23 protein-coding genes are annotated in these 22532 nt (G+C 72.2%); 14 read left to right on the top strand and 9 right to left on the bottom strand.

Translation table 11 applies throughout. The annotated features are described in order from the left end of the window. Window positions 1–266: 266 nt before the first annotated feature. Window positions 267–1172 (top strand): aminoglycoside phosphotransferase family protein, encoded by a 906-nt coding sequence (locus tag CLV70_RS11310; protein WP_106126367.1) that lies wholly within the window; start codon window positions 267–269, stop codon window positions 1170–1172. A 61-nt stretch (window positions 1173–1233) separates the two neighbouring features. Here CLV70_RS11310 and CLV70_RS11305 read toward each other — a convergent pair whose 3' ends face one another. Beyond that, window positions 1234–2190, bottom strand: a complete 957-nt coding sequence (locus CLV70_RS11305) for a quinone oxidoreductase family protein (RefSeq protein WP_146164029.1) — start codon at window positions 2188–2190, stop codon at window positions 1234–1236. Window positions 2191–2283: 93 nt separating this feature from the next. Between CLV70_RS11305 and CLV70_RS11300 the strand changes: the two genes are divergently transcribed. Beyond that, entirely contained in the window at window positions 2284–2910 is a 627-nt protein-coding gene (locus CLV70_RS11300; protein ID WP_106126366.1) for a TetR/AcrR family transcriptional regulator C-terminal domain-containing protein, read from the top strand. An 11-nt stretch (window positions 2911–2921) separates the two neighbouring features. Here the strand turns inward: CLV70_RS11300 and CLV70_RS11295 are convergent, their stop codons facing one another. Then, window positions 2922–3575: a TetR/AcrR family transcriptional regulator gene (locus CLV70_RS11295; protein ID WP_106126365.1), complete on the bottom strand. Its 654-nt coding sequence runs from the start codon at window positions 3573–3575 to the stop codon at window positions 2922–2924. 111 nt (window positions 3576–3686) lie between these two features. Between CLV70_RS11295 and CLV70_RS11290 the strand changes: the two genes are divergently transcribed. The 4 genes from CLV70_RS11290 (at window position 3687) to CLV70_RS11275 (ending at window position 8025) form a co-directional block, all read left to right on the top strand. Further along, the gene (locus CLV70_RS11290; RefSeq protein WP_106126364.1) at window positions 3687–5183 is read left to right on the top strand and encodes an MFS transporter; all 1497 of its coding nucleotides are present in this window, start codon (window positions 3687–3689) and stop codon (window positions 5181–5183) included. Between the two features lie 469 nt (window positions 5184–5652). After that, window positions 5653–6315 carry a TetR/AcrR family transcriptional regulator gene (locus CLV70_RS11285; protein WP_106126363.1) on the top strand — a complete coding sequence of 221 codons (663 nt, stop codon included), beginning with the start codon at window positions 5653–5655 and terminating at the stop codon, window positions 6313–6315. Next, window positions 6312–7673, top strand: coding sequence for a carotenoid oxygenase family protein (locus CLV70_RS11280; RefSeq protein ID WP_106126362.1), 1362 nt, complete (start codon window positions 6312–6314; stop codon window positions 7671–7673). The genes CLV70_RS11285 and CLV70_RS11280 overlap by 4 nt, the downstream gene beginning before the upstream one ends. 61 nt (window positions 7674–7734) lie before the next feature. Then, window positions 7735–8025, top strand: coding sequence for a hypothetical protein (locus CLV70_RS11275; RefSeq protein ID WP_106126361.1), 291 nt, complete (start codon window positions 7735–7737; stop codon window positions 8023–8025). 80 nt (window positions 8026–8105) lie between these two features. Here the strand turns inward: CLV70_RS11275 and CLV70_RS11270 are convergent, their stop codons facing one another. Continuing rightward, complete coding sequence (locus CLV70_RS11270) at window positions 8106–8966, bottom strand: enoyl-CoA hydratase/isomerase family protein (RefSeq protein ID WP_106126360.1); 861 nt, start codon at window positions 8964–8966, stop codon at window positions 8106–8108. An 80-nt stretch (window positions 8967–9046) separates the two neighbouring features. On the opposite strand from CLV70_RS11270, the gene CLV70_RS11265 reads away from it, so the two are divergent. Together CLV70_RS11265 and CLV70_RS11260 are read left to right on the top strand one after the other, a co-directional pair. After that, window positions 9047–9613, top strand: coding sequence for a TetR/AcrR family transcriptional regulator (locus tag CLV70_RS11265; RefSeq protein ID WP_245908165.1), 567 nt, complete (start codon window positions 9047–9049; stop codon window positions 9611–9613). A gap of 108 nt (window positions 9614–9721) precedes the next feature. Further along, window positions 9722–10861 (top strand): sensor histidine kinase, encoded by a 1140-nt coding sequence (locus tag CLV70_RS11260; protein ID WP_146164028.1) that lies wholly within the window; start codon window positions 9722–9724, stop codon window positions 10859–10861. A gap of 31 nt (window positions 10862–10892) precedes the next feature. Here the strand turns inward: CLV70_RS11260 and CLV70_RS11255 are convergent, their stop codons facing one another. After that, on the bottom strand, window positions 10893–12269 hold the full coding sequence (locus CLV70_RS11255) for a hypothetical protein (RefSeq protein ID WP_106126357.1): 1377 nt from the start codon (window positions 12267–12269) through the stop codon (window positions 10893–10895). A 297-nt stretch (window positions 12270–12566) separates the two neighbouring features. Between CLV70_RS11255 and CLV70_RS11250 the strand changes: the two genes are divergently transcribed. Beyond that, on the top strand, window positions 12567–13079 hold the full coding sequence (locus CLV70_RS11250) for a GNAT family N-acetyltransferase (RefSeq protein ID WP_245908164.1): 513 nt from the start codon (window positions 12567–12569) through the stop codon (window positions 13077–13079). Here the strand turns inward: CLV70_RS11250 and CLV70_RS11245 are convergent. Further along, window positions 13065–14120: a CPBP family intramembrane glutamic endopeptidase gene (locus CLV70_RS11245; protein WP_106126356.1), complete on the bottom strand. Its 1056-nt coding sequence runs from the start codon at window positions 14118–14120 to the stop codon at window positions 13065–13067. The two genes, CLV70_RS11250 and CLV70_RS11245, sit on opposite strands and share 15 nt — an antisense overlap. 382 nt (window positions 14121–14502) lie before the next feature. Here CLV70_RS11245 and CLV70_RS11240 point away from each other — a divergent pair, with 382 nt between their 5' ends. Further along, a complete protein-coding gene (locus tag CLV70_RS11240) occupies window positions 14503–14994 on the top strand; it encodes a DUF5980 family protein (RefSeq protein ID WP_146164027.1) in 492 nt (163 codons plus the stop codon). Here the strand turns inward: CLV70_RS11240 and CLV70_RS11235 are convergent. Genes CLV70_RS11235 through CLV70_RS11225 form a run of 3 tightly spaced genes read right to left on the bottom strand, consistent with a single transcriptional unit; the run spans window position 14979 to window position 17154 of the window. Next, window positions 14979–15455 carry a DUF3237 domain-containing protein gene (locus CLV70_RS11235; protein ID WP_106126354.1) on the bottom strand — a complete coding sequence of 159 codons (477 nt, stop codon included), beginning with the start codon at window positions 15453–15455 and terminating at the stop codon, window positions 14979–14981. The genes CLV70_RS11240 and CLV70_RS11235 overlap by 16 nt on opposite strands. Continuing rightward, complete coding sequence (locus CLV70_RS11230) at window positions 15452–15919, bottom strand: MarR family winged helix-turn-helix transcriptional regulator (RefSeq protein ID WP_211303731.1); 468 nt, start codon at window positions 15917–15919, stop codon at window positions 15452–15454. The genes CLV70_RS11235 and CLV70_RS11230 overlap by 4 nt, the downstream gene beginning before the upstream one ends. Continuing rightward, entirely contained in the window at window positions 15916–17154 is a 1239-nt protein-coding gene (locus CLV70_RS11225; RefSeq protein WP_106126353.1) for a flavin-dependent oxidoreductase, read from the bottom strand. The genes CLV70_RS11230 and CLV70_RS11225 overlap by 4 nt, the downstream gene beginning before the upstream one ends. 191 nt (window positions 17155–17345) lie before the next feature. Here CLV70_RS11225 and CLV70_RS11220 point away from each other — a divergent pair, with 191 nt between their 5' ends. The 4 genes from CLV70_RS11220 to CLV70_RS11205 are packed head-to-tail and all read left to right on the top strand — an operon-like array spanning window position 17346 to window position 20693. Then, entirely contained in the window at window positions 17346–18320 is a 975-nt protein-coding gene (locus tag CLV70_RS11220; protein ID WP_106126352.1) for an ABC transporter substrate-binding protein, read from the top strand. Between the two features lie 6 nt (window positions 18321–18326). Further along, window positions 18327–19094, top strand: a complete 768-nt coding sequence (locus CLV70_RS11215; protein WP_106126351.1) for an ABC transporter permease — start codon at window positions 18327–18329, stop codon at window positions 19092–19094. Then, window positions 19091–19882 (top strand): ABC transporter permease, encoded by a 792-nt coding sequence (locus CLV70_RS11210; protein ID WP_245908163.1) that lies wholly within the window; start codon window positions 19091–19093, stop codon window positions 19880–19882. The genes CLV70_RS11215 and CLV70_RS11210 overlap by 4 nt, the downstream gene beginning before the upstream one ends. Beyond that, complete coding sequence (locus tag CLV70_RS11205) at window positions 19875–20693, top strand: ABC transporter ATP-binding protein (protein ID WP_106126350.1); 819 nt, start codon at window positions 19875–19877, stop codon at window positions 20691–20693. Before CLV70_RS11210 ends, CLV70_RS11205 begins: the two co-directional genes overlap by 8 nt. Window positions 20694–20700: 7 nt before the next feature. On the opposite strand, the gene CLV70_RS11200 is transcribed toward CLV70_RS11205, so the two are convergent. Next, window positions 20701–22443 (bottom strand): DUF1996 domain-containing protein, encoded by a 1743-nt coding sequence (locus CLV70_RS11200; protein WP_106126349.1) that lies wholly within the window; start codon window positions 22441–22443, stop codon window positions 20701–20703. Window positions 22444–22532: the final 89 nt, after the last annotated feature.

Genomic DNA, 22532 nt, shown 5'->3' with positions numbered 1-22532 from the left:
GTCGGGGCGTTCGCGGTCGCGGGGACGATCCACAGTGGCGCAACGTCACGCCACTGTGGTGTCTCCCGACAAAAACCGCAAGATGGAGAAAATCACCACGAATGTGATGCACAAGAATCCGCGCTGCTGCGTCGTACTCGGTAGCGCAATGCTCGGAGCGGCCGTGACCAGCGCGGACTCCGAAGTCGGCGTTATTACTACCGCAACAGGCGTTAAATGCATGTGTGAGGCGGGGATACTGTGGCGCTCCGGTACCGTGACTGCCCGTGATCGAATCCGACATGGACGTCAGTGAAGTTCTGGTCCGCGACCTGCTGCGGGAACAGCACCCGGACCTGGCCGACCGGCCCCTCCGCGAGGTCCCGGGCGGCTGGGGGAACCAGATGTGGCGGCTCGGCGACGACCTCGTCGTCCGGCTGCAGCGCAGGGACGACAGCCCCGATCCACAGCTCAAGGAGCGCCGCTGGCTGCCCGTCCTGGCCCCACGCCTGCCGCTGCCGATCCCCGCCCCGGTGCGCGACGGCAGGCCGTCCGCGCGCTTCCCGAAGATGTGGACGGTCATGACGTGGGTCGACGGCACGCCGCTGGACCACGCCACGATCGACCGTGGCGACCACGCCGCCGACACGCTGGCGGTGTTCCTCAGGGCGCTGCACGTGGAGGCGCCGGCCGAGGCGCCGGGTGCCTCGGACTTCGGCACCCACCCGGCGCGGTCCCGGGCCGGCTTCGAGCACTTCCTGGCGGCCGTGGACCTCGGCGTCGCCGGCGTCGCCGAGGACGACGTCCGGGCCGTGTGGGACGCCGCGGCGGCGACCCCCGCCTGGCCGGGCCCGCGGGTCTGGGTGCACGGCGACCTGCACCCCGCGAACGTCGTCGTCGCCGGCGGCACGCTGGCGGGCATCGTCGACTTCGGTGCGCTCTTCGCCGGCGACCCGGCGTGGGATCTCGCGGCCGCCTGGCTCCTGCTGCCCGAGGGAGGTGCCGCGCGGTTCTTCGAGGGCTACGGCCGGGTGGACGACGCCACGGTCCGGCGGGCCCGCGGGCTGGCCGCGATGAAGTGCCTGTTCCTGATGCTGATGGGCCGCAACGGGGACCGCGGCCTGCCCGGCGGCAAGCCGCACTGGGGGCCCCTCGGCCGGTCGGCCCTCGCTCGTGTCCTGAAAGGTCTCTGACGCCGGATGGGACCGGTCGAGGCCGGTCCCATCCGGCGGCGCCGCGCGAATTCCTCGCCGGTCAGTCCGGGACGACGACGGCGCGGTCCCGGCCCCGGTGCGCCCACGCCTTCTCGATCTCGCTGAGCGGGTAGGCGGTGTAGGGCGCCCGCAGGCGCCCGTCGGCGATCAGGGCGATGATGTCGGGGATCTCCGCGAGCATCCGCTCCTTCGGGACGGAGCCGGCGCCGCTGCCGGTGAGCCGGATCCTCCGGCTGCGCAGCAGGGACGCGGACACCGAGGCATGTTCGCCGGCCAGGGAACCGATCTGGACGTAGCCGATGCTCGTGCCGTCGCCCCGGCCCGTGGCGCCCAGCGCGGTCAGGGCCGCCTCGGCGACCGGCCCCCACAGGTAGTCCAGCACGAGCGAGGGCGGCGTCTCGGCGACGACCGGGGCGAGGGTGGCGGCCAGGGCGTCCGGGTCGGGGTCAGCGATCGACACGGTGGTGGCGCCGCACCGGCGCAGCCACTCCAGCGCCTCGGGGTCGCGCCCCGCCGCGACGACCCGGGCGGCGCCCAGGGCGACCGCCGCCTGCACCGCCATGCTGCCCGACATGCCGGTCGCACCCAGAACCAGCACGGTGCCGAGGGCGCCGGTCTCCCGGCGCCGATCGACGAGCGGGAACCAGCCCGAGGTGCCCGCGTTGATCCCGGCCGCGACCGCCAGCGGATCGGCGTGTTCCGGCACGTCCAGGCCGAACGGGGTGATCATCCGCTCGGCCAGGGTGCCCCACGGCGCGTGGGCGAAGCCGGTGTACACCAGGCGGCCGTCGCGGGTGCGCGCGACGGCGTCGATGCCCGGGACGAGCGGATACCGGTTCGTGCTCTCGTAGTGGCGGCCGGAGGCGATGCCCCGCACGACGTTGTGGATGCCGGCGCCGACCAGGCGCAGCGGCTCCTGGCCGGGCCGGCCCTCCGGCTCGGGGAACTCGGCGCAGACGGGTGGGGTGTCGGGGTGGGTGATGACTGCCGCACGCATACGGTTCTCCTTAACTAAGTTCAACTGGCGTCCACGGTGCCTTAACTAAGTTAAAGTGTCAAGGCTGGGATCCGGCGCGGTTAGGCTGCCGCCATGGCTAAGGGCATCACCAAGGACCAGATCGTTGCGGCGGCCCTCGACGTGCTCGATGAGCAGGGCATCGGTGGCCTCACCGTGCGCGCGCTCGCCGCCCGGCTGGATGTCCGCGCCCCGGCGCTCTACTGGCACATGCGGGACAAGCAGGAAATGCTCGATGAGATGGGTACGGTGGTCCACCGCCGGGTCGCCCAGGCGTTGTCGGAGTCTTCCCTCGGCACGGGCTGGCGCGACGGCCTGTCCGCCCTGGCTCACGCCCTGCGGTCGGAGTACCTGCTTCACCGCGACGGGGCCCGCACCTTCAGCGCTGCCCGGCTCACCGACGCCGAGGTGCTCCGGGCCCAGGAGCCGGTGCTGGCTCAGTTGACCGCTGCCGGGTTCGACATCGCCGGTGCCGCCGACGCCCTCGACCTGGTCACCGCGTTCGTCGTCGGCTTCGTCGTCGAGGAGCAGAAGCACCGGCAGTCGGCCGAGGCCGGCGAGGCCCGGCTCTCCCTCGACGGGCTCGGTGAGACGGCACCCCTGGTCAAGGCGGCCGAAGAGGCGCGCGACCGCGGCGACAAGCGGTTCGAACGCCAGTTGCGCATTCTCCTCGAAGGAATCGCCGCCGGCCTGGACGGCTGACGCCGGCCGGTTCAGTCGCGGGTGACCTGCCGGCGCGGCGGCTTCCAGCGGCTGGCGATCTCGATCTGCTTGCCGGCGTCGGGAAAGCCGACCGGCAGCGGCGTCGACGGCGTGCGCAGGCCGTCGAGGAAGAGGGTCAGATAGCGCCGCCAGAGGCCGGGTTCGGTCTGCTGGGTGTACTCGATCACCGCGCCGAGCATGAACTGGATCAGGGCCAGATCGCCGCCGGCCACGTCCTTCCGGACGACGCCGGCCTCCTGGCACCGGGTGACCAGGGCGTCCATCAGGGGGGCCATGCGGTCGCGCGCCTGGGCGACCCGGTCATGCCCGTAGGCGCGACTGAACAACACGTCCTGGACGCCCCGGTCGGTCGCCATCATCTCCAGTGCCCGATCGAGAAAGCCGGTCAGCCCCGTCCAGGGGTCCGGCTCGTCCAGGGCCTCCCGCGCCCAGCCGGCGATCTGGTCGAGGCCGGTCTCGAACAGGGCCTCCACCAGGTGTTCGCGGCTCGGGAACCGGCGGTAGACCGTACCGACCGCGACGTCGGCGTGGTGCGCGATGTCGTCGAGGGTCACGTCCAGGCCGCGGGCCGCGAACACCTCGTGGGCGGCCTCGAGAATCCGTTGCCGGTTGCGCTCGGCGTCGCGGCGCAGGGGGCGCGTCATGAGCGTCACACTAGCACAAGTTGAGAAGTCATCTCCAAGTGGAGACAAGATCTCAACTTGGCTCTACGCTTACCCGGACCGCGGGAGGTTCCCGCGACGAAGGGATTCGCCATGACGACCCGAACCCGACCGGCTTCCGCGGTTCCCGCCGCGCAACCCGATCCCCATCACACCCGGCGCTGGCTCATCCTCGGCGTGCTCGGCCTGGCCCAGCTGATGGTGGTGCTGGACGCGACGATCGTGAACATCGCACTGCCCTCCGCCCAGCGGGACCTGGGCTTCTCCAACGACGCTCGACAGTGGATCGTCACCGCGTACGCCCTCGCCTTCGGCGCCCTGCTGCCGCTCGGCGGCAGGGTGGGTGACCTGATCGGCCGCAAGAAGATCCTGCTGATCGGCCTGACCGGATTCGCGCTGGCCTCCGCGGCCGGCGGAGCCGCCCAGGGGCTGGAGGTGCTGGTGACCGCCCGCGCGGTGCAGGGCGTCTTCGGGGCGCTGCTCGCCCCGGCCGTCCTGTCGCTGCTCACCACGACCTTCACCGACGCCAGGGAGCGGGGTAAGGCGTTCGGAATCTACGGCGCGATCGCCGGGGCCGGCGGTGCCGTCGGCCTGCTGCTCGGCGGCGTACTCACCGATTACCTCGACTGGCGCTGGTGCCTGTACGTCAACGTGGTCATCGCGGTGGCAGCCACGGCCGGGGGAGCGCTGCTGCTGCACCACCAGCGCACCGCCGGCCCGCGGCAACCCCTCGACCTTCCGGGCACGCTGCTCGTCTCCTCCGGACTGTTCGCCCTCGTCTACGGCTTCGCCAACGCCGAGACCCACGACTGGAGCGACTCCGCCGTCTGGGGCTGGCTCACCGCCGCGGCGGTCCTGCTGACCGTCTTCGTGGCCGTCGAGGCTCGCGCCGGCCATCCGCTGATCCCGCTGCGCGTCCTGCTCGACCGCACCCGCAGCGGGGCGTTGCTCACCGTCCTGATCCTCGGCGTCGGCATGTTCGCCGTGTTCCTGTTCCTCACCTACTACCTGCAGCAGAACCTCGGTTTCTCGCCGATCCGCAGCGGCGTCGCGTTCCTGCCGATGATCGGCGCGCTGTCGGTCGTCGCCACCCTGGCCAGCAGCGTGATCCTGCCGCGGGTCGGTCCCCGCCCGCTGGTGCCGGCCGGCTTCCTGATCGGCGCCGCCGGTCTGCTCTGGCTGACCCACCTGGACGTCGGTTCCCGGTACGCGGGCAGCGTGCTGGGCCCCCTGCTGGTGATGGGCGTGGGCATCGGGCTGGCCCTGGCCTCGGCCATGACCGCCGGCACGTCCGGGGTCGGCGCGGTCGACGCCGGCGTGGCCTCGGCACTGGTGAACACGGCCCAGCAGATCGGTGGTTCGGTCGGCACCGCGGTGCTCAGCAGCGTCGCCGCCACGGCCCTCACCGACTCCCTGGCCGGCCGGGCCCTCACCCCCGAGGTGATGGCGACGGCGAGCATCGACAGCTACGTGACCGCGTTCTCGTGGGCCGCGGCGTTCTTCGTCGCCGGCGCGTTGCTCAGCGCCCTGTTGCTGCGCTCGGGTCCACTGCCGGTCGTCGGGGGAGCCCGGCCCGCCGCCCACATGTAGCGATGGGCCGGAACGCCGGTGGCCCGCCCTCCACGGGCGGGCCACGCCCGTCACCGTCGGATCCCTCAGGGCCGGCGGGCAACGGGACGGCCGCCGGCGGGGCGCCGGCAGCCGCCGGTCCGGTGCGGCGGCCTGGTCCACGCGCCCCAGGCCGCAGCATTCTGCGGCGTGGCCGGGGTGCTGCCCGGGTGCCGGGTACGCGGCAGGCACCGCCGTCGCGGCGGCGGGCCGGAAGGGGCCGGCGCGGTTCCCGTCACCCAGCGCAGCATCGCGGCTATCGGAGCCCACTTCCGCATGGTTCTCCCTTCCGCCGAACAGGCCGGTGAGAAGCGGTGACTTAACTAAGTTCAAGGGCGCGGCCAGCATGGCTGAACAAAGTTAAGGTGTCAATCGCCCGGGCCGTTGACGGGCGGCGGCCGATGGCGTAGAAAGATCGGTAACAGTGTTACCGAGAAGAAACGGCGTTACCGTGAGCTCTTCGTACCAACGGGCCCAGCGCGAAGGGCAGAGCGTCGTCAGGGCCGCGATTCTCGACGCGGCCAGGAATCTGCTCATCGGCGAAGGGTCGGCGGCGCTGACCGTACGGCGGATCTCGTCCGAGGCCGGCTGCTCGACGAAGGTCATCTACACGATGTTCGGCGGGAAGGACGGCCTCAGCGAGGCCCTGTGGCTCGAGGGCTTCGCGCGGCTCGAGCAACGGCTGCTGGCGGTGCCACGCGGCGGGGATCCGCTCGGCCGGCTGACCGTCGTGCTGGACGCGTACCGGGCGTACGCACTGGCCGAGCCGGACTACTACCGCGTCATGTTCCTGGGCGCCCTGCCCGGTTTCCGGGCGGGGGAGGAGGCGATCGGAGCGGTCAAGCACACGTTCGAGCTGCTCGTGGCCGGCGTGGCGGCGTGCCTGGAGGCGGGGGAGCTCGCCGGCGGCACGGCGGCGGAGATCGCCGACATGCTGTGGATGGCCGCCCACGGCGCCGTGAGCCTGGAGATCATGAGCTATTTCGAGGAGGCCGACGCGTCCGCGCGCTACCGGCTGCTGTGCACCTCGCTGCTCACGCCGTTTCTCACCGCGACACCACGGCCGACCCCGGCCGGACCACGACCCGAGGCAGGCGAGAGGACGACCACATGACCACCACCCCGTTCACCGGCGGCTTCACCCCCGTCACCGAGGAGGTCACGGCCTTCGACCTGGCGGTCACCGGCCGGATCCCGGCCGAGCTGAACGGCCGCTACCTGCGTAACGGCCCCAACCCGCTCGGCCTCGACGACCCGGCCGCCGCCCACCTGCTCACCGGCGACGGCATGGTGCACGGCCTGCGGCTGCGCGACGGCCGCGCCGAGTGGTACCGCAACCGGTGGGTACGCAGCGCCGGCGTCGCCCGGCGGCTCGGCGAGGAACCACGTCCGGGACCGGTGCACGCGGGCCTCGACCTGGCGCCCAACACCCACGTGATCGGCCTGGCCGGGCGGACGTTCGCGACGCAGGAAGGGGGAGCGCTGCCGTACGAGCTCGGCTATGAACTCGAGACGATCGGCGCGTGCGACTTCGGCGGCGGACTGCCCGGCGGCTACACCGGCCATGCCCACCTCGACCCGGTCAGCGGCGAGCTGCACGCGATCGCGAACTTCTGGGGATGGGACCACCACCAGCACATCGTCATCGACCCCGGTGGCGTCGTGACGCAGGTCAGGAAGATCCCGGTCCCCGACGCGCCGATGGTGCACGACTTCGCGCTCACCGAGCGGTACGTCGTGATCTACGACCTGCCGGTGACGTTCAGCATGGCGCACGCCCGGAAGGGGTCGCCGCTGCCGGTCGCGTGGAACGAGGCACACGGCGCGCGGCTCGGCCTCGTCTCGCGTGACACCGGTGAGGTGCGCTGGTTCGAGGTCGAGCCCTGCTGGGTGTTCCACACGCTCAACGCGTACGAGGACGGTGACGAGGTGGTCGTGGACGTGGTGCGCTACCCCAAGCGTTTCGTGGATGGCCGGCTGGGGCTCGGGGGTGCGCCCACTCTCGACCGCTGGCGCGTCAACCTGCGTACCGGCAGCGTGACGCAGACGCGTCTGGACGACCGGGCGCAGGAGTTCCCGCGGATGGACGAGCGTCGCACCGGCCTGCCGTACCGCTACGGCTACACCGCCGCCACGCTCGACGTGGAGGACGTCTTCTACCCCGGGGACACCGAGCTGGCGGACATGCCCGACGAGGCGTTCGACAACACCCTGATCAAGCACGACCTGGAACGCGGTACGTGCGAGACGCGGCGGATGGGGCGCAAGGCGTACGTGGGTGAACCGCTCTTCATCCCCGCGGGCGAGCAGGAGGACGACGGTTACGTGCTCGCCTACGTCAACAACCCCGACCGGGGCGCCGCGGACCTGGTGATCCTGTCCGCGCAGGACTTCACCGGCGATCCGATCGCCACGGTGCACCTCCCCGTCCGCATCCCGCTCGGCTTCCACGGGAGCTGGATCGCCGGCTGAGTCGGCACCTACGCACCGGCGTTCGCCGTGAACCGACGCCGGCCACAGCCAAAGGAGCACCATGTCCACCGCCATCAAAAGCCCACCGTCCGCCGTACGCGTCTCCCTGCTGGCCGGCCTGCACGGCGGCCTGCTCGGGGCGGTGATGAGCGCCCTGGTCAACTACACGCTCGTCGGCATGCCGCACGGCCCCACCGTCAACGCCGCCCATCACGCGATGTCGGGCCTGGCCAGCGGCTTCTTCGCCGGCTTCTTCGGCCTCCTGTCGTACCGCCGCAGAACCGCCTTCGCCGGGCCGCCGACCGTCCGGGACGGCGACCCGCGCGCCGGCGACCGGCACGCCGGCGCCTGATGCCCGGCCGTCGAGCGCGTCCCGGGGAGGGGCGCCGCTGAGAGATCGGAGGTCGGGCCCGTCAGTCGGGCCCTGGCCGGTCAGAGGCTGTCGAGGATGCGTTCCAGGTCGCGTTCGCCCTCGCGGGTCTGCACGCCGGCGGCGAGTTGCCGGTGCGCCGACTCGACCATGTCCTCGGTGAAGAGGGAGAACAGGGCCGCGTTCTCCACGGCGTACGCGTGGTGGGGGATCTTGGGGGTGATGGTTTCGACGGTGTTCTTCACGGCGGCGATGACCTCGGGGCGGAGGCGGGCGATCCGCCGTGCCAGCCGGTCGACGAAGGCGTCGAGCTCGTCGGCGGGCAGGGCTCGGTTGACCAGGCCGTAGCGTTCGGCCAGTTCGGCGCCGACCAGTTCGCCGCCGAGCAGGATCTCCAGGGCGCGGGGGCGGCCGAGCAGGCGGGCCATGTTCACCGTGCCGGCGCCGCCGGGGAGGATCTGCATCGCGGCCTCGGGCTGGGCCTGGCCGGACCGGCCGATCGCGGCGAAGCGCAGGTCGAGATACATGAGGAACTCGTTGCCGGCGCCGCGGGCGAAGCCGGCGATCTTGCCGATGGTGATCTGCGGCAGCGTGCGCACCTCATCGCTCATCGCCTCGAGGATGTTCATGCCGTCGGGGATCGGCGCATCCGGCGCGGCGGCGATCGCGGCGGCGGTGGCGGCGGGCAGCGCGTCGGGGTCGGTGAGGTACGCCATGTCGCCGTGCGCGCTGAAGAACTCCGGGTCGGCGCTGTCGAAGACCACGACGCGGACGTCGGTGTCGTGGCGCACCCGGTCGACGAAGCCGCGCAGCGACGGGAGCAGCACGCCGTCCATCAGGTTCAGCGGCGGGTGGTCGAGGGTGACGGTGGCGACGCCGTCCGCCACCGAGATGCGCAGGCCGGCCAGGTCGTCGTAGCTCAACGTATACTCCTTCGATAAGTGGGGGCTGTCCCCGGAAAAGTATGTGGGGACAATCCCCACTTAGTCAACGAGGAGTGGTGTTGGCCGGAGTACGTCCGCAGCGCGCCGACGCCCGCCGCAATCGCGAAGCGATCCTGGCGGCAGCGCGGGAGACGTTCGAAGCGGAAGGGGTGTTCGCCTCGCTGGACGCGATCGCCCTGCGGGCAGGCGTCGGGAACGCCACCCTCTACCGGAACTTCCCGACCCGGGACGCGCTGCTGTCCGCCGTCATCGAGGGCTTCTTCGGCGCGGCGCTGGCCGAGGCCGACGACCTGTCCCGCACGATGCCGCCGTCGGAGGCCCTCGCCGAATGGCTGGTCCGGGTGAGCTGGGGGTTGCGGATCTGGCACGACCTGCCGGTCTGCCTGGCCGCCGCCCACGACGACGACACGTCGCCGTTGCACGCGGCCAACGCGCCTCTGGTGGAGCGCGTCGGCGTCCTGCTGGACGCGGCCAGGGCGGCCGGTCAGGTGCCGGACGAGATCACCGCGGACGAGGTGTTCGAACTGGTCCTCGCCCTGTCCTGGGGCATCGACCGGTTCGGCGACGACCGGGCCATGGCGCGCCGGCGCGTGACGATGGCGACGGCCGGGATCTTCCGCACGTAGGCGACGTTCCCTCGCAGGCAGCGGGTACTGCGGACGCAGTAACCCCCGGCGGCCGGGTACTGCCGCCGGACGACGATGAGCGCTCCCGCCGGGGCATACGGTGGTCCGGTGAGATCAGCAAACGTCTGGCGCGGCCGGGTGCTCGAACTGGCGGTGGTCGGCGCCGCCGTGACGGTCGCCCTGAACAACGAGGAAGGCCCGGCTGTCCGGCGCCTCGTCGTCGCCGTTCTCGCCGCCGCCGCTGTTCTCGCCCGCCACCGGTGGCCGGTGCCCGCGATGGTGGCCGTGACGGTGGCCCTGGCCGCCACCGTCGTGATCGGACACTCCTCGCTGACGTTCCTGCTGTTGCTCGGTCTGGTCACGTACCACGCGATGCTGCACACCCGCCATCGCCACTCGTGGCTGTATGCCGTCGGCGCCGGTGTGCTGCTGCTCGCCGCCGGACTGCTCGCCCGGCCGGCGCCGGCGCTGGACGTGTGGACCGTCGCGAGCCTGTTCGCCTGGGTCTGCGGCACCGGCGCCCTCGGCGACGCGGTCCGCAACCGCCGGGCCCTGCTCGACGAGACCACCGAACGCCTCCGGCAGGCCGAGCAGACCCGCGAGGAGGAGGCCCGCCGGCGGGCGATGGACGAGCGGCTGCGCATCGCCCGAGAGCTCCACGACGTCGTCGCGCACCACATCGCGGTGATGAACGTCCAGGCCGGGGCGGCCGGGCACGTCGTCGAACAGCACCCGGAGAAGGCCGGGCCGGTGCTGGAGGTGATCCGGCAGGCGTCCGACAACGTGCTCCGCGAGATGAGGTCCGTCATCGGCGTCCTGCGCGATCACGGCGACCGCCGCAACGTCGAGCCCAGCCCGAGTCTCAGCCGCCTCGACGACCTGGTCGCCGGCCTGACGATGACCGGCTTCCGGGTCGAGAGCCGGGTCGAGGGCGACCGGCGGGACCTGCCGGCGATGGTCGACCAGGCGGCCTACCGCATCGCCCAGGAGGCCCTGACCAACGCGCACCGGTACGGCGACGGCAGCGCGCGGCTGACCGTCACGTACGGCCCTCAGGAGCTGACGATCGAGGTCACGAACCGCGTCGGACTACCGCGCCGCGGCGTGTCAGGCTTCGGCCTCCTCGGGATGCGGGAGCGGGCCGCGGCGGTCGGCGGCACCGTCACCGCCGAGCCGGCCGCCGGCGGCCGATTCGTCGTCCGAACGACCCTTCCCACCTCCGCCTACGCCCTGGAGGCCACCGCATGACCCGCCGGGTGCCGACCCGGGCCTGAGCGTGCTACGCCCCCTCCGCCCGCGCTGTCTCTTCGAGCTCGTCCCTGGTGACGCCCAACTCCGCGGCCCGCTTGTTCAGCCCGTCCTCGACGATGTTCAGCGTCCTCTGGTAATCCAGCGCCTCTGCCAGCCGGACCAACTGCTGGAGGGCCGCGGGATGGTCGCTGTCGGCGAGCAGCGTCGCCGCCTGGTTGGCCAGCTTCGGGCTCGCCGGCCCCACCCCGGGAACCTTCCTGGTCGCCCGCTCGGCGACCGTAGCGAGGCCGCGCACGAGGTCCTCGGACGGCGGGCAGGTCGCCCGGATCCACAGCAGGCCGACCAGCAGGCCCACGTTGACCCGGTCCATCGCATGCTGCGGCTCCTCGGTGAAGTGCCGCTCGCAGCACTCCCAGGATCCGCGCAGGGGGAGGCTGCGGTCCAGGCCCACCAGCGAGATCCAGTCGTCGAACCGGTCGGTGAACGCGTCCACCCCGACCGCGTCGAGCAAGGCCCCGCCGGTCTTGAGCCAGCGTGCCGCCGGCCGTGCCCTGGTCTTCTCGCCGGCGCAGTGGGCGAGAAGGGCCTGCCAGGCGGTCCGCGCTTCCCCGGGCATCGCCTCGATGTCCGAGAAGACGCAGTCGGCCCATGGCTCGCCGACGTTGGGCGTGGGCCACATCCGGAACTCCGCGTCGCCCTCGCTGCTGACGCACTCCTCGAGCACCGACCGGCGCCACGTCGCCAGCGCCGCCGGGTGTGCGCGACCGTCGGGACCGCCCGCCCGGATGATCTCACCGGTCCATCGACGGATCGGCCTCATGCCCTTGAAGCGGAGATAGGTGTGGTCGCCGAGGCGGTCCAGCCAGGCGGAACCGTCGATGCCCCCGGCCGACATCACGGCGACGAGCAGCCTGTCCCGAACCTGGAACTCCGCCGCCGGCACCGTCAACATGTCGAACAGGTCCTGCCGCACGGCAGTCGGCTGCGCGGCCAGAAGCTGCTCCGTGCGGACAAGAACTCCCTGGTAGACCGTCAGCCAGAGGTCTTTGTCGATGGAAATGCCGGAATTGTCCCGCGGCAGGGATTCGATCACCGTTCGCCCCGCCGCGGCCAGCCGGTCGTGGTCCGCCCCGGCGCTCTCCAGCGCGGCGACGGCGGAGTGCAGGGCCTGCGCCCGCTGCCGGATCTCCGGAACGTAGGTGCGCTGCCCGGGCTTGAGATCACTCTCCTCGAGGGTGGCGAGACTGGCCGCGCAGCCGCCGGCGGGTGCCCAGCCACAGGCCATGGCCGTGATGTGGACGAAGTTCTGCTGATCGTAGTGACCTGGCGAGAAGGCAACGTCGGAATACTCACGGGTGCGGGCGATCACCGCGAGCAGGAACAGATTCAGGTCCGACGTATCCATCAGTCACCCACCATGGGAAAGAGTCGAAGGGTCAACGGTGTTGCCGTGCGGACGCCGACCCTACCGTCCGGGTCCGACAACCTTCCCTCGATGAGCGTCTATTCAGGACGGATTTCGTGACCGGGCACCACCGTGACGGGACGGTCGGCGTGGTCGATGAGGGCGCGGGACGTCGAGCCGGCGATCAGGCCCACGGAATCCGCCGTGCCCCCGGGATCCGGCTCACGGTGTCCCGGGCGTCCGGGCCCGGCGGAAATTCGGTGCGACGGAGGTCGTGGGGCTGCCTACGATTCGGCGGTGGACTTCCCGTTGACCGTGCGTCCGGCCCGAGCCGAGGACGCCACCCGGATGGCCCGGGTGCATGTCCGGTGCTGGCAGGAGACCTATCGGGGGCTCATGCCGGACGCGGTGCTCGATGATCCGGGCCTCCCCGCCGCTCGAGAGCGGTTCTGGACCGCTGTCCTGACCGACGAGCGTTACCGCGGGAATCGGACGGCGGTGGCCCAGCGGGGAGACCGGTTGATCGGGATCGCGATGTCGGTTCCGCCGCTGGACGGTGCGGTGCAGTGGGTACGTCAGTTGTCTGTGCTGTATGTCGTGGCGGCCGCGCACGGCACGGGTGCCGGGCGGGCGTTGCTGCGGGCCGTCATCGAGCCCGCGGAGCCGGCGGCGCTGTGGGTCGCCGATCCCAATCCTCGCGCCCAGCGGTTCTACCGCAAGCACGGCTTCGTTGCCGACGGGGCGACACAGACCGAGGACGGCGTACGGGAGATCCGCATGGTCCGGGCGGCGGGTTCACGACGGCGTTGACTCGGCCGCTGCGTTCGGCAGCGGAGCTCCACAGTGGCCCGCCGGCCGGAATCGTTCGCTTGTCGGCGCCACATGCTGGGGCCGGCGGCGGCCGACGTCGTGGGGTCGGCCGGGCACCGCGGCGGCGAGGGCCGGCGGGGATGCCAGGGCGGGGATCCACACCGTGGTCAGGCCCCAGCGGTCGGCGAGCCGCACGACGATCAGGGCGTACGCGGCCAGCACCAGCGCGTCGGCGGCGGCGAGCTGCCAGGGCATGTCGGCGGCCGTCGTGGTGACGGTGAGCTGGTCGAACGCGGCTGCCATCCCGGCGCTGAGCAGGTTGTTGACGACGTGCAGGGCGATCGCCGCCTCGAGGCCGCCGGTGCGTACGGTCAGCCATCCCATCACCGCGCCGAAGGCGAACAGGTCGGCGAAGCCCCACGGTGTTCCCCAGCCGTGCGCCGCGGCGAAGACGAGGGCCTGCACGGCGATCGGCACCCACGGGCGGCGGAAGGACGCTCCCACCGCCTGCAGCAGCCAGCCGCGGGTGACGTACTCCTCGGCGGCGGCCTGCAGCGGCACCACCGCGACCAGGATCAGCATGGACAGCGCGAACGGGCCCCAGCCGGCCAGCGGGTCGCCGAGGCCGGTGTCCTCCGCGCCGGTCAGCGCGATCAGCGCCGTGCCGCCCACGTAGAGCGCGGCGATCGCGGCCAGCGCGACCGGCAGCAGGGTGAGCAGCCACCGCCACCGCAGCCGGCCGGTCACCGACGACAGCGTGCCGGCCGGGCGTCGCTGGATCCACCGCGCGGCCAGCAGCGTCAGCGGGAGCAGCACCGCGATGGTGAGGAACATGACGGCCAGGTCGGCGCGCTCGCCGAAGCTGGGCAGCCCGTCGGCGTTGTCGGGCCGCCCGGAGAGAGCCGCGGCCACGGTGACGGCGAGGTAGCCGGCCACGGCGATGACGGTGCCCCCGGCGAGCACGAACAGGGTGCCGAGGAGGGTGCGCCACCAGCGGTGGTGGGGCGTACGGGCGAGGCGGTGGTACTCCGTTGCGGGCATGGGGAGATTCTGTCGCCGCGCGGCCGCCGGCGGATCGGGCCGGAGTCGGAATCCGGCCTCTGCCTCAGGACATAGGCGGGCGGCGGCCGGTCGGCGTGGAACAGTCGGAAACGGGGGCAGCGCGGGGGATCCGGCGAACCAAGGCTGACCGCACAATCGATCCCGGCAGAGGGAACCATCGAGCCCCCGCGCCCGCCGCCGCGGCCGGTTCCCAGCACGCCCGCCTCTACGTCGCCGTCCGGGCCCGGCCGGGCCCGTGGTCGTCCGCTCTGAAAACGGGCTGAGAATCGTGGGTTACGTTCGGCTCTGCGTGGTCCCGTGCGTGTTCGCGGAGGTTCCGCGTGATCGCCGACATGTCGCACGCTCGTCCCGGGAGGCAATCGTGACCAGATCTCGACTCGTTGCCCGCTCAGTCCTCGGCGTCCTGGCCGGACTGGCGCTGACGGTGACCGCGAGCCCGCCCACCGCCGCGAAGGCCGGCCCGCCGCCGGCCACGTGGCAGCTGATGGACCTGCACCAGCGCTTCTGTACGCCCACCGACCTCGGGCGGATCATCTACTTCTACGTGTTCGTCGACGGCACCTGGACCCAGGACATGCACATCAGGCTCCTCGACGCCCCGCCGGGATCCGACGCGACCGAGGGCCCGGTCATCCCGCCCGGCCGGTCGGACGGGCACGTCGCGCTGGGTGCCGCCTCGGCGTGGATGCCGGAGATCCCGGAGGAGTCGGAGTACGTCCTGCGCATCCGTGCCACCTCCGGTTCCCGGACCCAGGAGGTTCCCGTCCACCTCGGCATCGACGACGACTGGCTCGACTGCGTCAACAACGGCCCGCGGGGTGCGACGGTGGTCGCGGGTCAGGTGACGCGGTAGGCGAGGTAGCGCACGCGGCCGGCCTCGCGGATCGCGGACGCCACGAAGATGCTCTGCTCCAGGGCGGCCAGCGCCGGCACCGAGGTCTCCAGCCGGACGCCGAGGCGGAAGTAGTACTCCGACGGGTCGACCGCGTCGCCGCGCAGCAGGGACTCGAGGATCTCCGGGCGGCCGCTGCGGACGCCGGACGTACGGATGTAGACGTGGCCGCCCCCGGCGGTGCGGGCCGAGTAGCGGGTGTCGATCTCGATCGTGCCGTCGGGGCGGACCAGCTGCCAGTCGGCGCCGCCGGGCAGGATCTCCGCCTCGAAGGCGCCGGTGACCCGGCCGCCGAGGATCGGGACGACGCGGCGGTGGCCGGCGCGGGTCACCCCGTGGTCCTCCAGCGGCCCGATCCGGGCCTGCACCTCGAACGCGGCCTCCAGGCCGGGGACCGCCGGCGGCTGCGGCGGCGTACTCATGGCTGGTCCTCGGTCCGGGTCAGGGCGTCGCGCAGGCGTTCCAGGGCGGGCACCGCGGCGGCGAGGGCAGCACGGTCCACATCGGACAGGACGGCTGCGGCGCGGGCGACCAGGGTGCCGCTCGCGAGGTCGAAGCGGTCGAACAGGTCGAGGGCCTTCTCGGTGGCGAGGACGTCGACGTGGCGGTGGTTGCCGGGGCGGGGGCGGCGCCGGACGAGACCGTTGGCTTCCATGGCGGTGAGCAGGTTGCTGACCGTCGAGCGGCTCAGGCGGAGCCGCTCGGCGAGTTCGCCGGGGCCGGCCGTCGTGCCGCGGGGAAGGGCCCGGACGATCTCGATCTGGGCGTCCGGGATCTCGGGCAGGTGTTCCGCGGCGCGGGCGGCGGCGAGCAGGGTGCGGCGCAGAGGTGAGATGACCGAGGCCAGCCGGGCCGCGTCCAGGTCCGTCGCGTGCGGGCGGGTCACGGCAGGATGCCCGAGAAAACCGTGGGTGTCAGGGAGGCGCGTTCGTTGAGGGCGGAGGGCAGGAAGCCGGCCGCCCTCTTGTAGCCGGTGGCGATCTCGGTGAGCTCGTCCGGCGGGATGACGTCGTCGATGTTCTCGAACCCGGCCGGTGCGCGTTCGTGGGCGAGCACCATCACGTGTTCCGGCCCCTGCCGCCGATTGCTCAGCACGAGGGCGGTGGTCGCCGGGCGGCGGTCCGCCTCGTAGGCGTCGAGGGCCCGGCCGAGGTCCGGTGCGGTGGCGAGGTGGAAGGCGAGGGTGCGGGCGTCCAGGATCGCCTGCGACGCCCCGTTCGAGCCGTTCGGATACATCGGGTGGGCCGCGTCCCCGAGCAGTGTCGTGGTGCCGTGGGTCCATCGGTCGATCGGATCCCGGTCCACCATGGGGTATTCGAGGACCTCGTCCACGGCGCCGAGCAACCGCGGCACGTCGAGCCACGGGAAGCGCCATTCCCGGAAGAGCGCGATGACCGGCGCCGGGTCGACCGCGCGGTTCCAGTCGGCGTGGGGCCCGGCGAAACCGGGACCGCGCCGCTCGGCGACGACATTGATCAGGTCCGGGCCGATCGGGTACGCGACGAACTTCTGTTCCGCGTCCCCGGCCATGATCATGGTCCGGCCGTCGAGGAAGCCGGGCGCCCGCGCCGTTCCCCGCCACAGGGTGAGCCCGTTCCAGACCGGTGGCCCCTCGCCGGGCCGGTGCTGCCGGCGCAGCGCCGAATGGATGCCGTCCGCGCCGACGATCAGATCCCCGGCGACGTCCACCTCCCCGGCCGGCGTCTCGAAGCGCGCGACGCCGTCGTGGACGCCGAGGAGCCGGTGCCCGGTGTGCACCGCGTCCGTCCCGAGCCGTTCCCGGACCGCGGCGAGCAGTTCCATCTGGAACCGGCCGCGGTGCACGGAGAGCTGCGGCCAGCGATATCCGGCGTCCAGTCCGCGCGGCTCGCTCCAGATCTGCTGACCGTGCCGGTTGTAGTAGGCGAGCGTTCCGGGCGCGGCGCCCAATGCCGCCACGCGGTCGCCGAGGCCGAGTTCGGTGAGTTCCCGAACGGCGTGCGGAAGCAGATTGATCCCGACGCCGAGCGGGTGCAGGGCGGCCGCGCGTTCGTGCACGGTGATGTCCCGGAATCCGGCCCGGTGCAGGCTGAGGGCGGCGGTGAGGCCACCGATGCCGGCGCCCGCGATCACGATCGCCACGTCGTCGTTCCTTCCGCCTCGCGGACCACCAACGACACAGTTTTGTGACAAAAGCGTCGCTATGTCAAGCGTTTCCCGGCGCCCGGATAAACGCAATCCACACCCGGCGGAACTGCATTCTTGACAATCGATGCGCTCTGTTTGACGCTGGGCAACGCGGTGCTCCACCGTCGCCCATGGAAGGGCCGGCCATGAAGAAGATCATTGCCCTCGCCGTCATCGTCGGCGTCGCTGCCGCCCTCACCGGCTGCACGGATTCCGATGCCACCACCGGCTCTCCCGCCGCGAGCGGCGACCTGCGCAAGGTCCGCGTCGCCGCGCTGCCCATCAGCGAGACCGCCGCGCTGTGGGGCGGCATCAAGGCCGGCATCTTCCGCAAACAGGGGCTCGACGTGGAGGTCTCGCCGGCGCAGGGCGGCGCGCAGGCCATCCCGGCGCTGATCAACGGCGACATCGACTTCGCCATCGGGCAGCCGTTCGGCCCGTTCCGCGCCGACCTGCAGAACCTCGGCGTCGTGATCGTCGGCAACTACGCGTCGTCCTATGCCGACGGTGACGACATCAACGCCGTGGTGGCGTCGGCGAAGTCCGGCATCACCCGTCCCGCCCAGCTCGCGGGGCGCAAGGTGTCGGTGAACAGCCTCGGCGCGGCGGGCGATGTCACGATCATGGCGGCGGTCGAGAAGGACGGCGGCGACCCCGCCAAGGTCGAGTTCGTGGAGGTCGCCTTCCCGGACGCCCCGGCCCAGCTCGCGGCCGGCAACATCGACGCCGCCTGGGTGACCGAGCCGTTCATCACCCAGCTGCGGGGCAGGGGCGACAGGGTCGTGGTCGAGCCGTACCAGGCCACGATCCCCGGCCTCGCGACGCTCACCACGATCACGTCGGCCAAGCTGAAGGACTCCGACGCCGCGCTGGTCACCAAGTTCTCCGCCGCGATGAAGGAGACGCTCACCTGGGCCGGTGATCCCGCCAACGAGGCGAGCCTGCGCCAGGCCATCAAGGACAACCTCAAGCTGCCGGAGCCGGTCGCGGATTCCGTACGCCTCCCGGCCTTCGGCTGGCAGCTCGACCGGGCCGGGCTGGAGCAGCTGGCGACGCTGGCCCGCAAGTACCGGGTCCTCGACCGGCAACCCGACTTCGACCGCCTCATCCAGCAGCAGTAGCCGGCCATGCGCAAGGTGCTGCTGGGTGCGACCGGCCTGCTCGGGTTCCTCGTCGTCTGGCACCTGATCCCCGCGACGGGGCTGGTCGACCCGCAGTATCTGCCGTACCCCACGGACGTCGCCGCCCGGCTCTTGCAGGAGTTCCGCGACCTGGCGTTCTGGCGTCGGCTGCGGCTCACCATGACGGCGTGGGCGCTCGGTCTGGCGCTGGCCACGCTCGCCGCGGTCGTCCTGGGCACCGCGGTCGGGCTCGTGCCGTTCCTGCGCCGCGCGACGCACACGACGGTCGAGTTTCTGCGGCCCGTGCCGTCGGTGGCGCTGATCCCGCTCGCCGTGCTGATGTTCGGCCTGCAACTGCGCGCCGCCCTGGTCATCGTCGTCTACGCCGCGTTCTGGCAGGTCTTCGTGCAGGTGATCTACGGCGTCGCGGACGTCGACACCGTCGCCCGCGACACCGCGCGCAGCTTCGGCCTCACCCGGCGCGAGCGCCTGCGGTACCTCGTCCTGCCGACCGCCCTGCCGTACCTGATGACCGGGGTGCGGCTCGCCGCGGCGGTCGCCCTCATCCTGGCCGTCACCGCGGAGATGGTGATCGGAAACCCCGGCCTGGGACGCTCGATCGAGCTCTCCCGCTCGGCCGGGGACGCCGTCGGGCTGTACGGCCTCGTCGTGGTCACCGGGCTCCTCGGCCTCCTGGTGAACCTCGTGTTCCGCCTCGTCGAGCGCCGCTCGCTGGCCTGGCACCAATCGGTACGCTCGGAGGAGCTCCCGTGACAGCCCGCCGCCCGGCGCTCAGGATCGCCGCGAACCTCCTCTTCGCCCTCGGCCTTCCGGCGGTGGCTGTGGTGCTCTGGGGCGTCTGGTCGGCCCGGTCGGACAACCGGTTCCTCGCCGGCCCGCTCGCCGTCCTCGACGCGTTCCGGCGCACCTGGATCGGCCCCGCGTTCGTCGACGACGTGCTGCCGAGCCTGCTCCGGCTCGCCCTCGGCATCGCCGGGTCGATCGTGCTCGGCGTGGCCGCCGGGATCGCGATCGGCTCGCTCCGCCGGCTCCGCGAGACCCTCGGACCCCTGCTGGAGTTCTTCCGCGCGATCCCGCCGCCGGTGCTGATCCCGGTCGCGATGCTCCTGCTCGGCATCACCGGCACGATGAAGGTCGTCGTCATCATGTCCGGCGCGATCTGGCCGATCCTGCTGAACACGATCGACGGCGTACGGGCGACCGACAGCGTGATGCTGGAGACCGCGGACTCGTACCGGATCCCCCGGTGGGAACGACTGCGGTTCGTGGTGCTCCCGGCGGCGGCCCCGCGCATCATGACCGGCGTACGGCAGGCGCTCTCGGTGGCGTTGATCCTCATGGTGATCTCGGAGATGTTCGCGTCGTCCTCCGGCCTCGGCTACCGCATCGCCTACTTCCAGCGGAACTACCTCATCGCCGAGATGTGGAGCGGCATCCTCCTGCTCGGTCTCATCGGCATCCTCCTCGCCGTGCTCTTCGGCCTGGTCGAGCGTCGCGTCCTGCGCTGGTACCAAGGAATGAAGGAGATCACCCGTGCCTGACGGCAGCCCCCTGCTCCGGGTCGAGCACCTGCGGAAGGTCTACGCCTCCGCCACGGGTGACGTCGAGGCGGTCGCGGACCTCAGTTTCACGATGGACCACGGCGAGCTGGTGTGCATCGTCGGCCCCTCCGGCTGCGGGAAGACCACCCTGCTCAAATGCCTGGCCGGACTGCTCCGGCCCACGAGCGGGGTCGTGGAGATGGACGGATCGCCGGTGACGGGCCCGAGCCCGGCCATGGCGGTGGTCTTCCAGGAGTACGGCCGCAGCCTCTACCCCTGGCTGACGGTACGGGGCAACGTCGAGCTCCCGCTCCGCCATCAGAAACTCTCCCGCGCCGTACGCGACCGCACGGTCAGCGACGCGCTGGAGGCGGTCGGGCTGCCCCACGCGGCGCGGAGCCACCCCTGGCAGCTCTCCGGCGGGATGCAGCAGCGGGTGGCGATCGCCCGCGCCATCGCGTACCGGCCCGAGGTGCTCATCATGGACGAGCCGTTCGCCGCGGTGGACGCCCAGACCCGCGCGGATCTCGAGGACCTCGTCCGCGAGTTGCACCTGACCCGCGGAATCTCGACGGTCTTCGTCACGCACGACATCGACGAGTCGGTGTATCTGGGCCGGCGCGTGCTCGTGCTGTCCCACGCGCCGACCCGGGTGCGGGAGGACCTCGTGATCGACCTCCCGCCGGAGCGCGATCAGCTCACCACCCGGGCCCTGCCCCGCTTCACCGAGCTGCGGACCCGCGTCTACGAGCAGATCCAGCGGGCGAAGCGCGGGCCGGCCGAGGCCGGCCCGGCGATCTCCGTGGGCTGACGCACCGTCAGCGGCAGACGCGGCCCTTGTTGATGCAGGCCGCGATCCGCTGCATGGCCCGGGCGGAGTTGACGTTGACGAAGTCGTCGTGGTCCGAGAACGGGTTGTGGTCCTCCTCGGGGAAGGAGTCCAGGGCGTACTGGCCCTTGAGCTGGACGTCGCGGGGGATGGCGTACGAGATGGTGATGCGCAGCTGGGGAATGGCCACGAAGGCGGCGGGGCAGGCCCCGTTCCGGTCGGCGAAGGCGACGTGACCGCGGTGGTCGGCGCTGTCGGTGTTCCGGCCGTCCCAGCAGCCCGGGAAGTCGTGGACGCGTTGCACCTGCCGGCCGGCCGGGCAGATCGGGTACCGGTCGGAGAGCCGGTCGGCGAAGCCGGAGCAGGTCCAGGCGGCGCGGGCGTTGGCCGGGCCCCGGCTGGTGGGCTTGGCGTCGCCGGTGAGGGCACGCAGGAACCTCGGCATCGGTACGACCTTGCCGGTGGCGTTCCCGCGGTACTCGATGAGCACGGAGGACGGCCGTACGATGCCGCCGGTGTTGTTGGGCAGTTCGAGGTCCGGCCCTTGCGGGTCGGGCAGCGGCGCGGCGGCGCTGGGCGACGGCGGCGAAGGCTGCGCGGGGGCGGGCGCGGTGCTCCGGCCGCTGACGGTGCAGGTGGCCAGGGCGCCGAGGTTCCGCGGCCGGTCGGCGTGGCGGCCGATGGCCGTCGCGATGCGGTCCAGGACGGCGGCGCGGCGGGCGTTGAGCGGTGCCAGGACGGCGTTCGCGACGAAACCCTCGCCCCCCTGTCCGCCGCTCGTCACCAGCCGCTCGTTGGCCCTGGCGATCTCCCGGTCGAGCTCGGTCAGGTTGCGGTTCACCTCGGCGAGCGCCGGCGTGGGGACGCCCGGGAGCTTGTCGCGTACGGCAGGGCAGCGCACCTGGGGCGACGCGACGATCCGAAGGCCGGCGGCGGTGTGCCGCATGGCGGCGTGCATCCCGTCGTAGCTCACGTCGCACTCGACCAGCGAGACCAGCGAACCGGGCCCGGCGATCCTGCCGCGGATGTCCTTGATGAGGCGGGCCCGTTCGGTGCGCAGCGACGACAGCACCTCCTCGTTGGAGGCGGCGTCGATGCGGCCCCGGCCGGCCGCCACGCGCTCGTTGGCCCGGGCGGTCGCGGCGTCGAGCTCGCGCAGCCGCGCCTGCACCGCGTCCCGGGCCCCGGCCGGCACGGCGGGAAGCCGGTCGCGCACGCTCGGGCACATCACGACGGGCGTGGTGGCGGCCAGGGCCCGGCGCACGTCCGTGCCGGACCGCACCGACCTGTCGATGCGGACCACGGGCCAGAAGTACGAGGACTTGTCGCCGTTGCGGCAGGTGGTGCCGGAGGCGTCGAGGTCGGCGTCGGACGAGTTCGCGGTGATGGCGAGGTTGCCCACGAAGTCGTGCACGTGTTCGGCGCCGTTCCTGATGCCCGGCTGCGCGACCGGATTGTCCGGGCTGAACTTGCCGTTGGCGTTGGTGCCGCAGTCCACGGTGAAGCGCCCGCGGGAGGCGCCGGCGCGGTTCCTCGGCACGGTGACGTTGGGCTGTACGGCTTCGATGGGCACGAACTGCCGCAGTTCGGTGGCCGCGTCGGCGGTGCCGTTGCCGCCACCGGTCACGAAGGTGACGGTGAGGGCTCCGGTCGCGGCCAGTACGGCGGCGGCGATGCCGGCCCGGGCCGGACGCGATCGCCACGGTGCTTGTCGAGGGCGGGGGAGTCGCACGCTGGTCCTCCTGCGGATCGAGGCGTCGACGGCCTCGATCGGCCGTCGGGCAGCGGTACGTCGGCCCTCCCGACCGTGGACGGGTCCCG

Source organism: Pseudosporangium ferrugineum (assembly GCF_003002065.1).
Classification (GTDB): Bacteria; Actinomycetota; Actinomycetes; order Mycobacteriales; family Micromonosporaceae; genus Actinoplanes; species Actinoplanes ferrugineus_A.
Note: the sequence above shows the minus strand (reverse complement) of the source record. Positions and strands in the feature narration are given on the sequence as shown.

What these genes read in the sequence shown, in the direction of transcription:
- CLV70_RS11245 (WP_106126356.1), bottom strand. Translation starts at nt 14,120, where the DNA reads ATGCCCGCAACGGAGTACCACCGCCTCGCCCGTACGCCCCACCACCGC.
- CLV70_RS11235 (WP_106126354.1), bottom strand. Translation starts at nt 15,455, where the DNA reads ATGAGTACGCCGCCGCAGCCGCCGGCGGTCCCCGGCCTGGAGGCCGCG.
- CLV70_RS11295 (WP_106126365.1), bottom strand. Translation starts at nt 3,575, where the DNA reads ATGACGCGCCCCCTGCGCCGCGACGCCGAGCGCAACCGGCAACGGATT.
- CLV70_RS11255 (WP_106126357.1), bottom strand. Translation starts at nt 12,269, where the DNA reads ATGGATACGTCGGACCTGAATCTGTTCCTGCTCGCGGTGATCGCCCGC.
- CLV70_RS11305 (WP_146164029.1), bottom strand. Translation starts at nt 2,190, where the DNA reads ATGCGTGCGGCAGTCATCACCCACCCCGACACCCCACCCGTCTGCGCC.
- CLV70_RS11220 (WP_106126352.1), top strand. Translation starts at nt 17,346, where the DNA reads ATGAAGAAGATCATTGCCCTCGCCGTCATCGTCGGCGTCGCTGCCGCC.
- CLV70_RS11215 (WP_106126351.1), top strand. Translation starts at nt 18,327, where the DNA reads ATGCGCAAGGTGCTGCTGGGTGCGACCGGCCTGCTCGGGTTCCTCGTC.
- CLV70_RS11275 (WP_106126361.1), top strand. Translation starts at nt 7,735, where the DNA reads ATGTCCACCGCCATCAAAAGCCCACCGTCCGCCGTACGCGTCTCCCTG.
- CLV70_RS11300 (WP_106126366.1), top strand. Translation starts at nt 2,284, where the DNA reads ATGGCTAAGGGCATCACCAAGGACCAGATCGTTGCGGCGGCCCTCGAC.
- CLV70_RS11290 (WP_106126364.1), top strand. Translation starts at nt 3,687, where the DNA reads ATGACGACCCGAACCCGACCGGCTTCCGCGGTTCCCGCCGCGCAACCC.
- CLV70_RS11280 (WP_106126362.1), top strand. Translation starts at nt 6,312, where the DNA reads ATGACCACCACCCCGTTCACCGGCGGCTTCACCCCCGTCACCGAGGAG.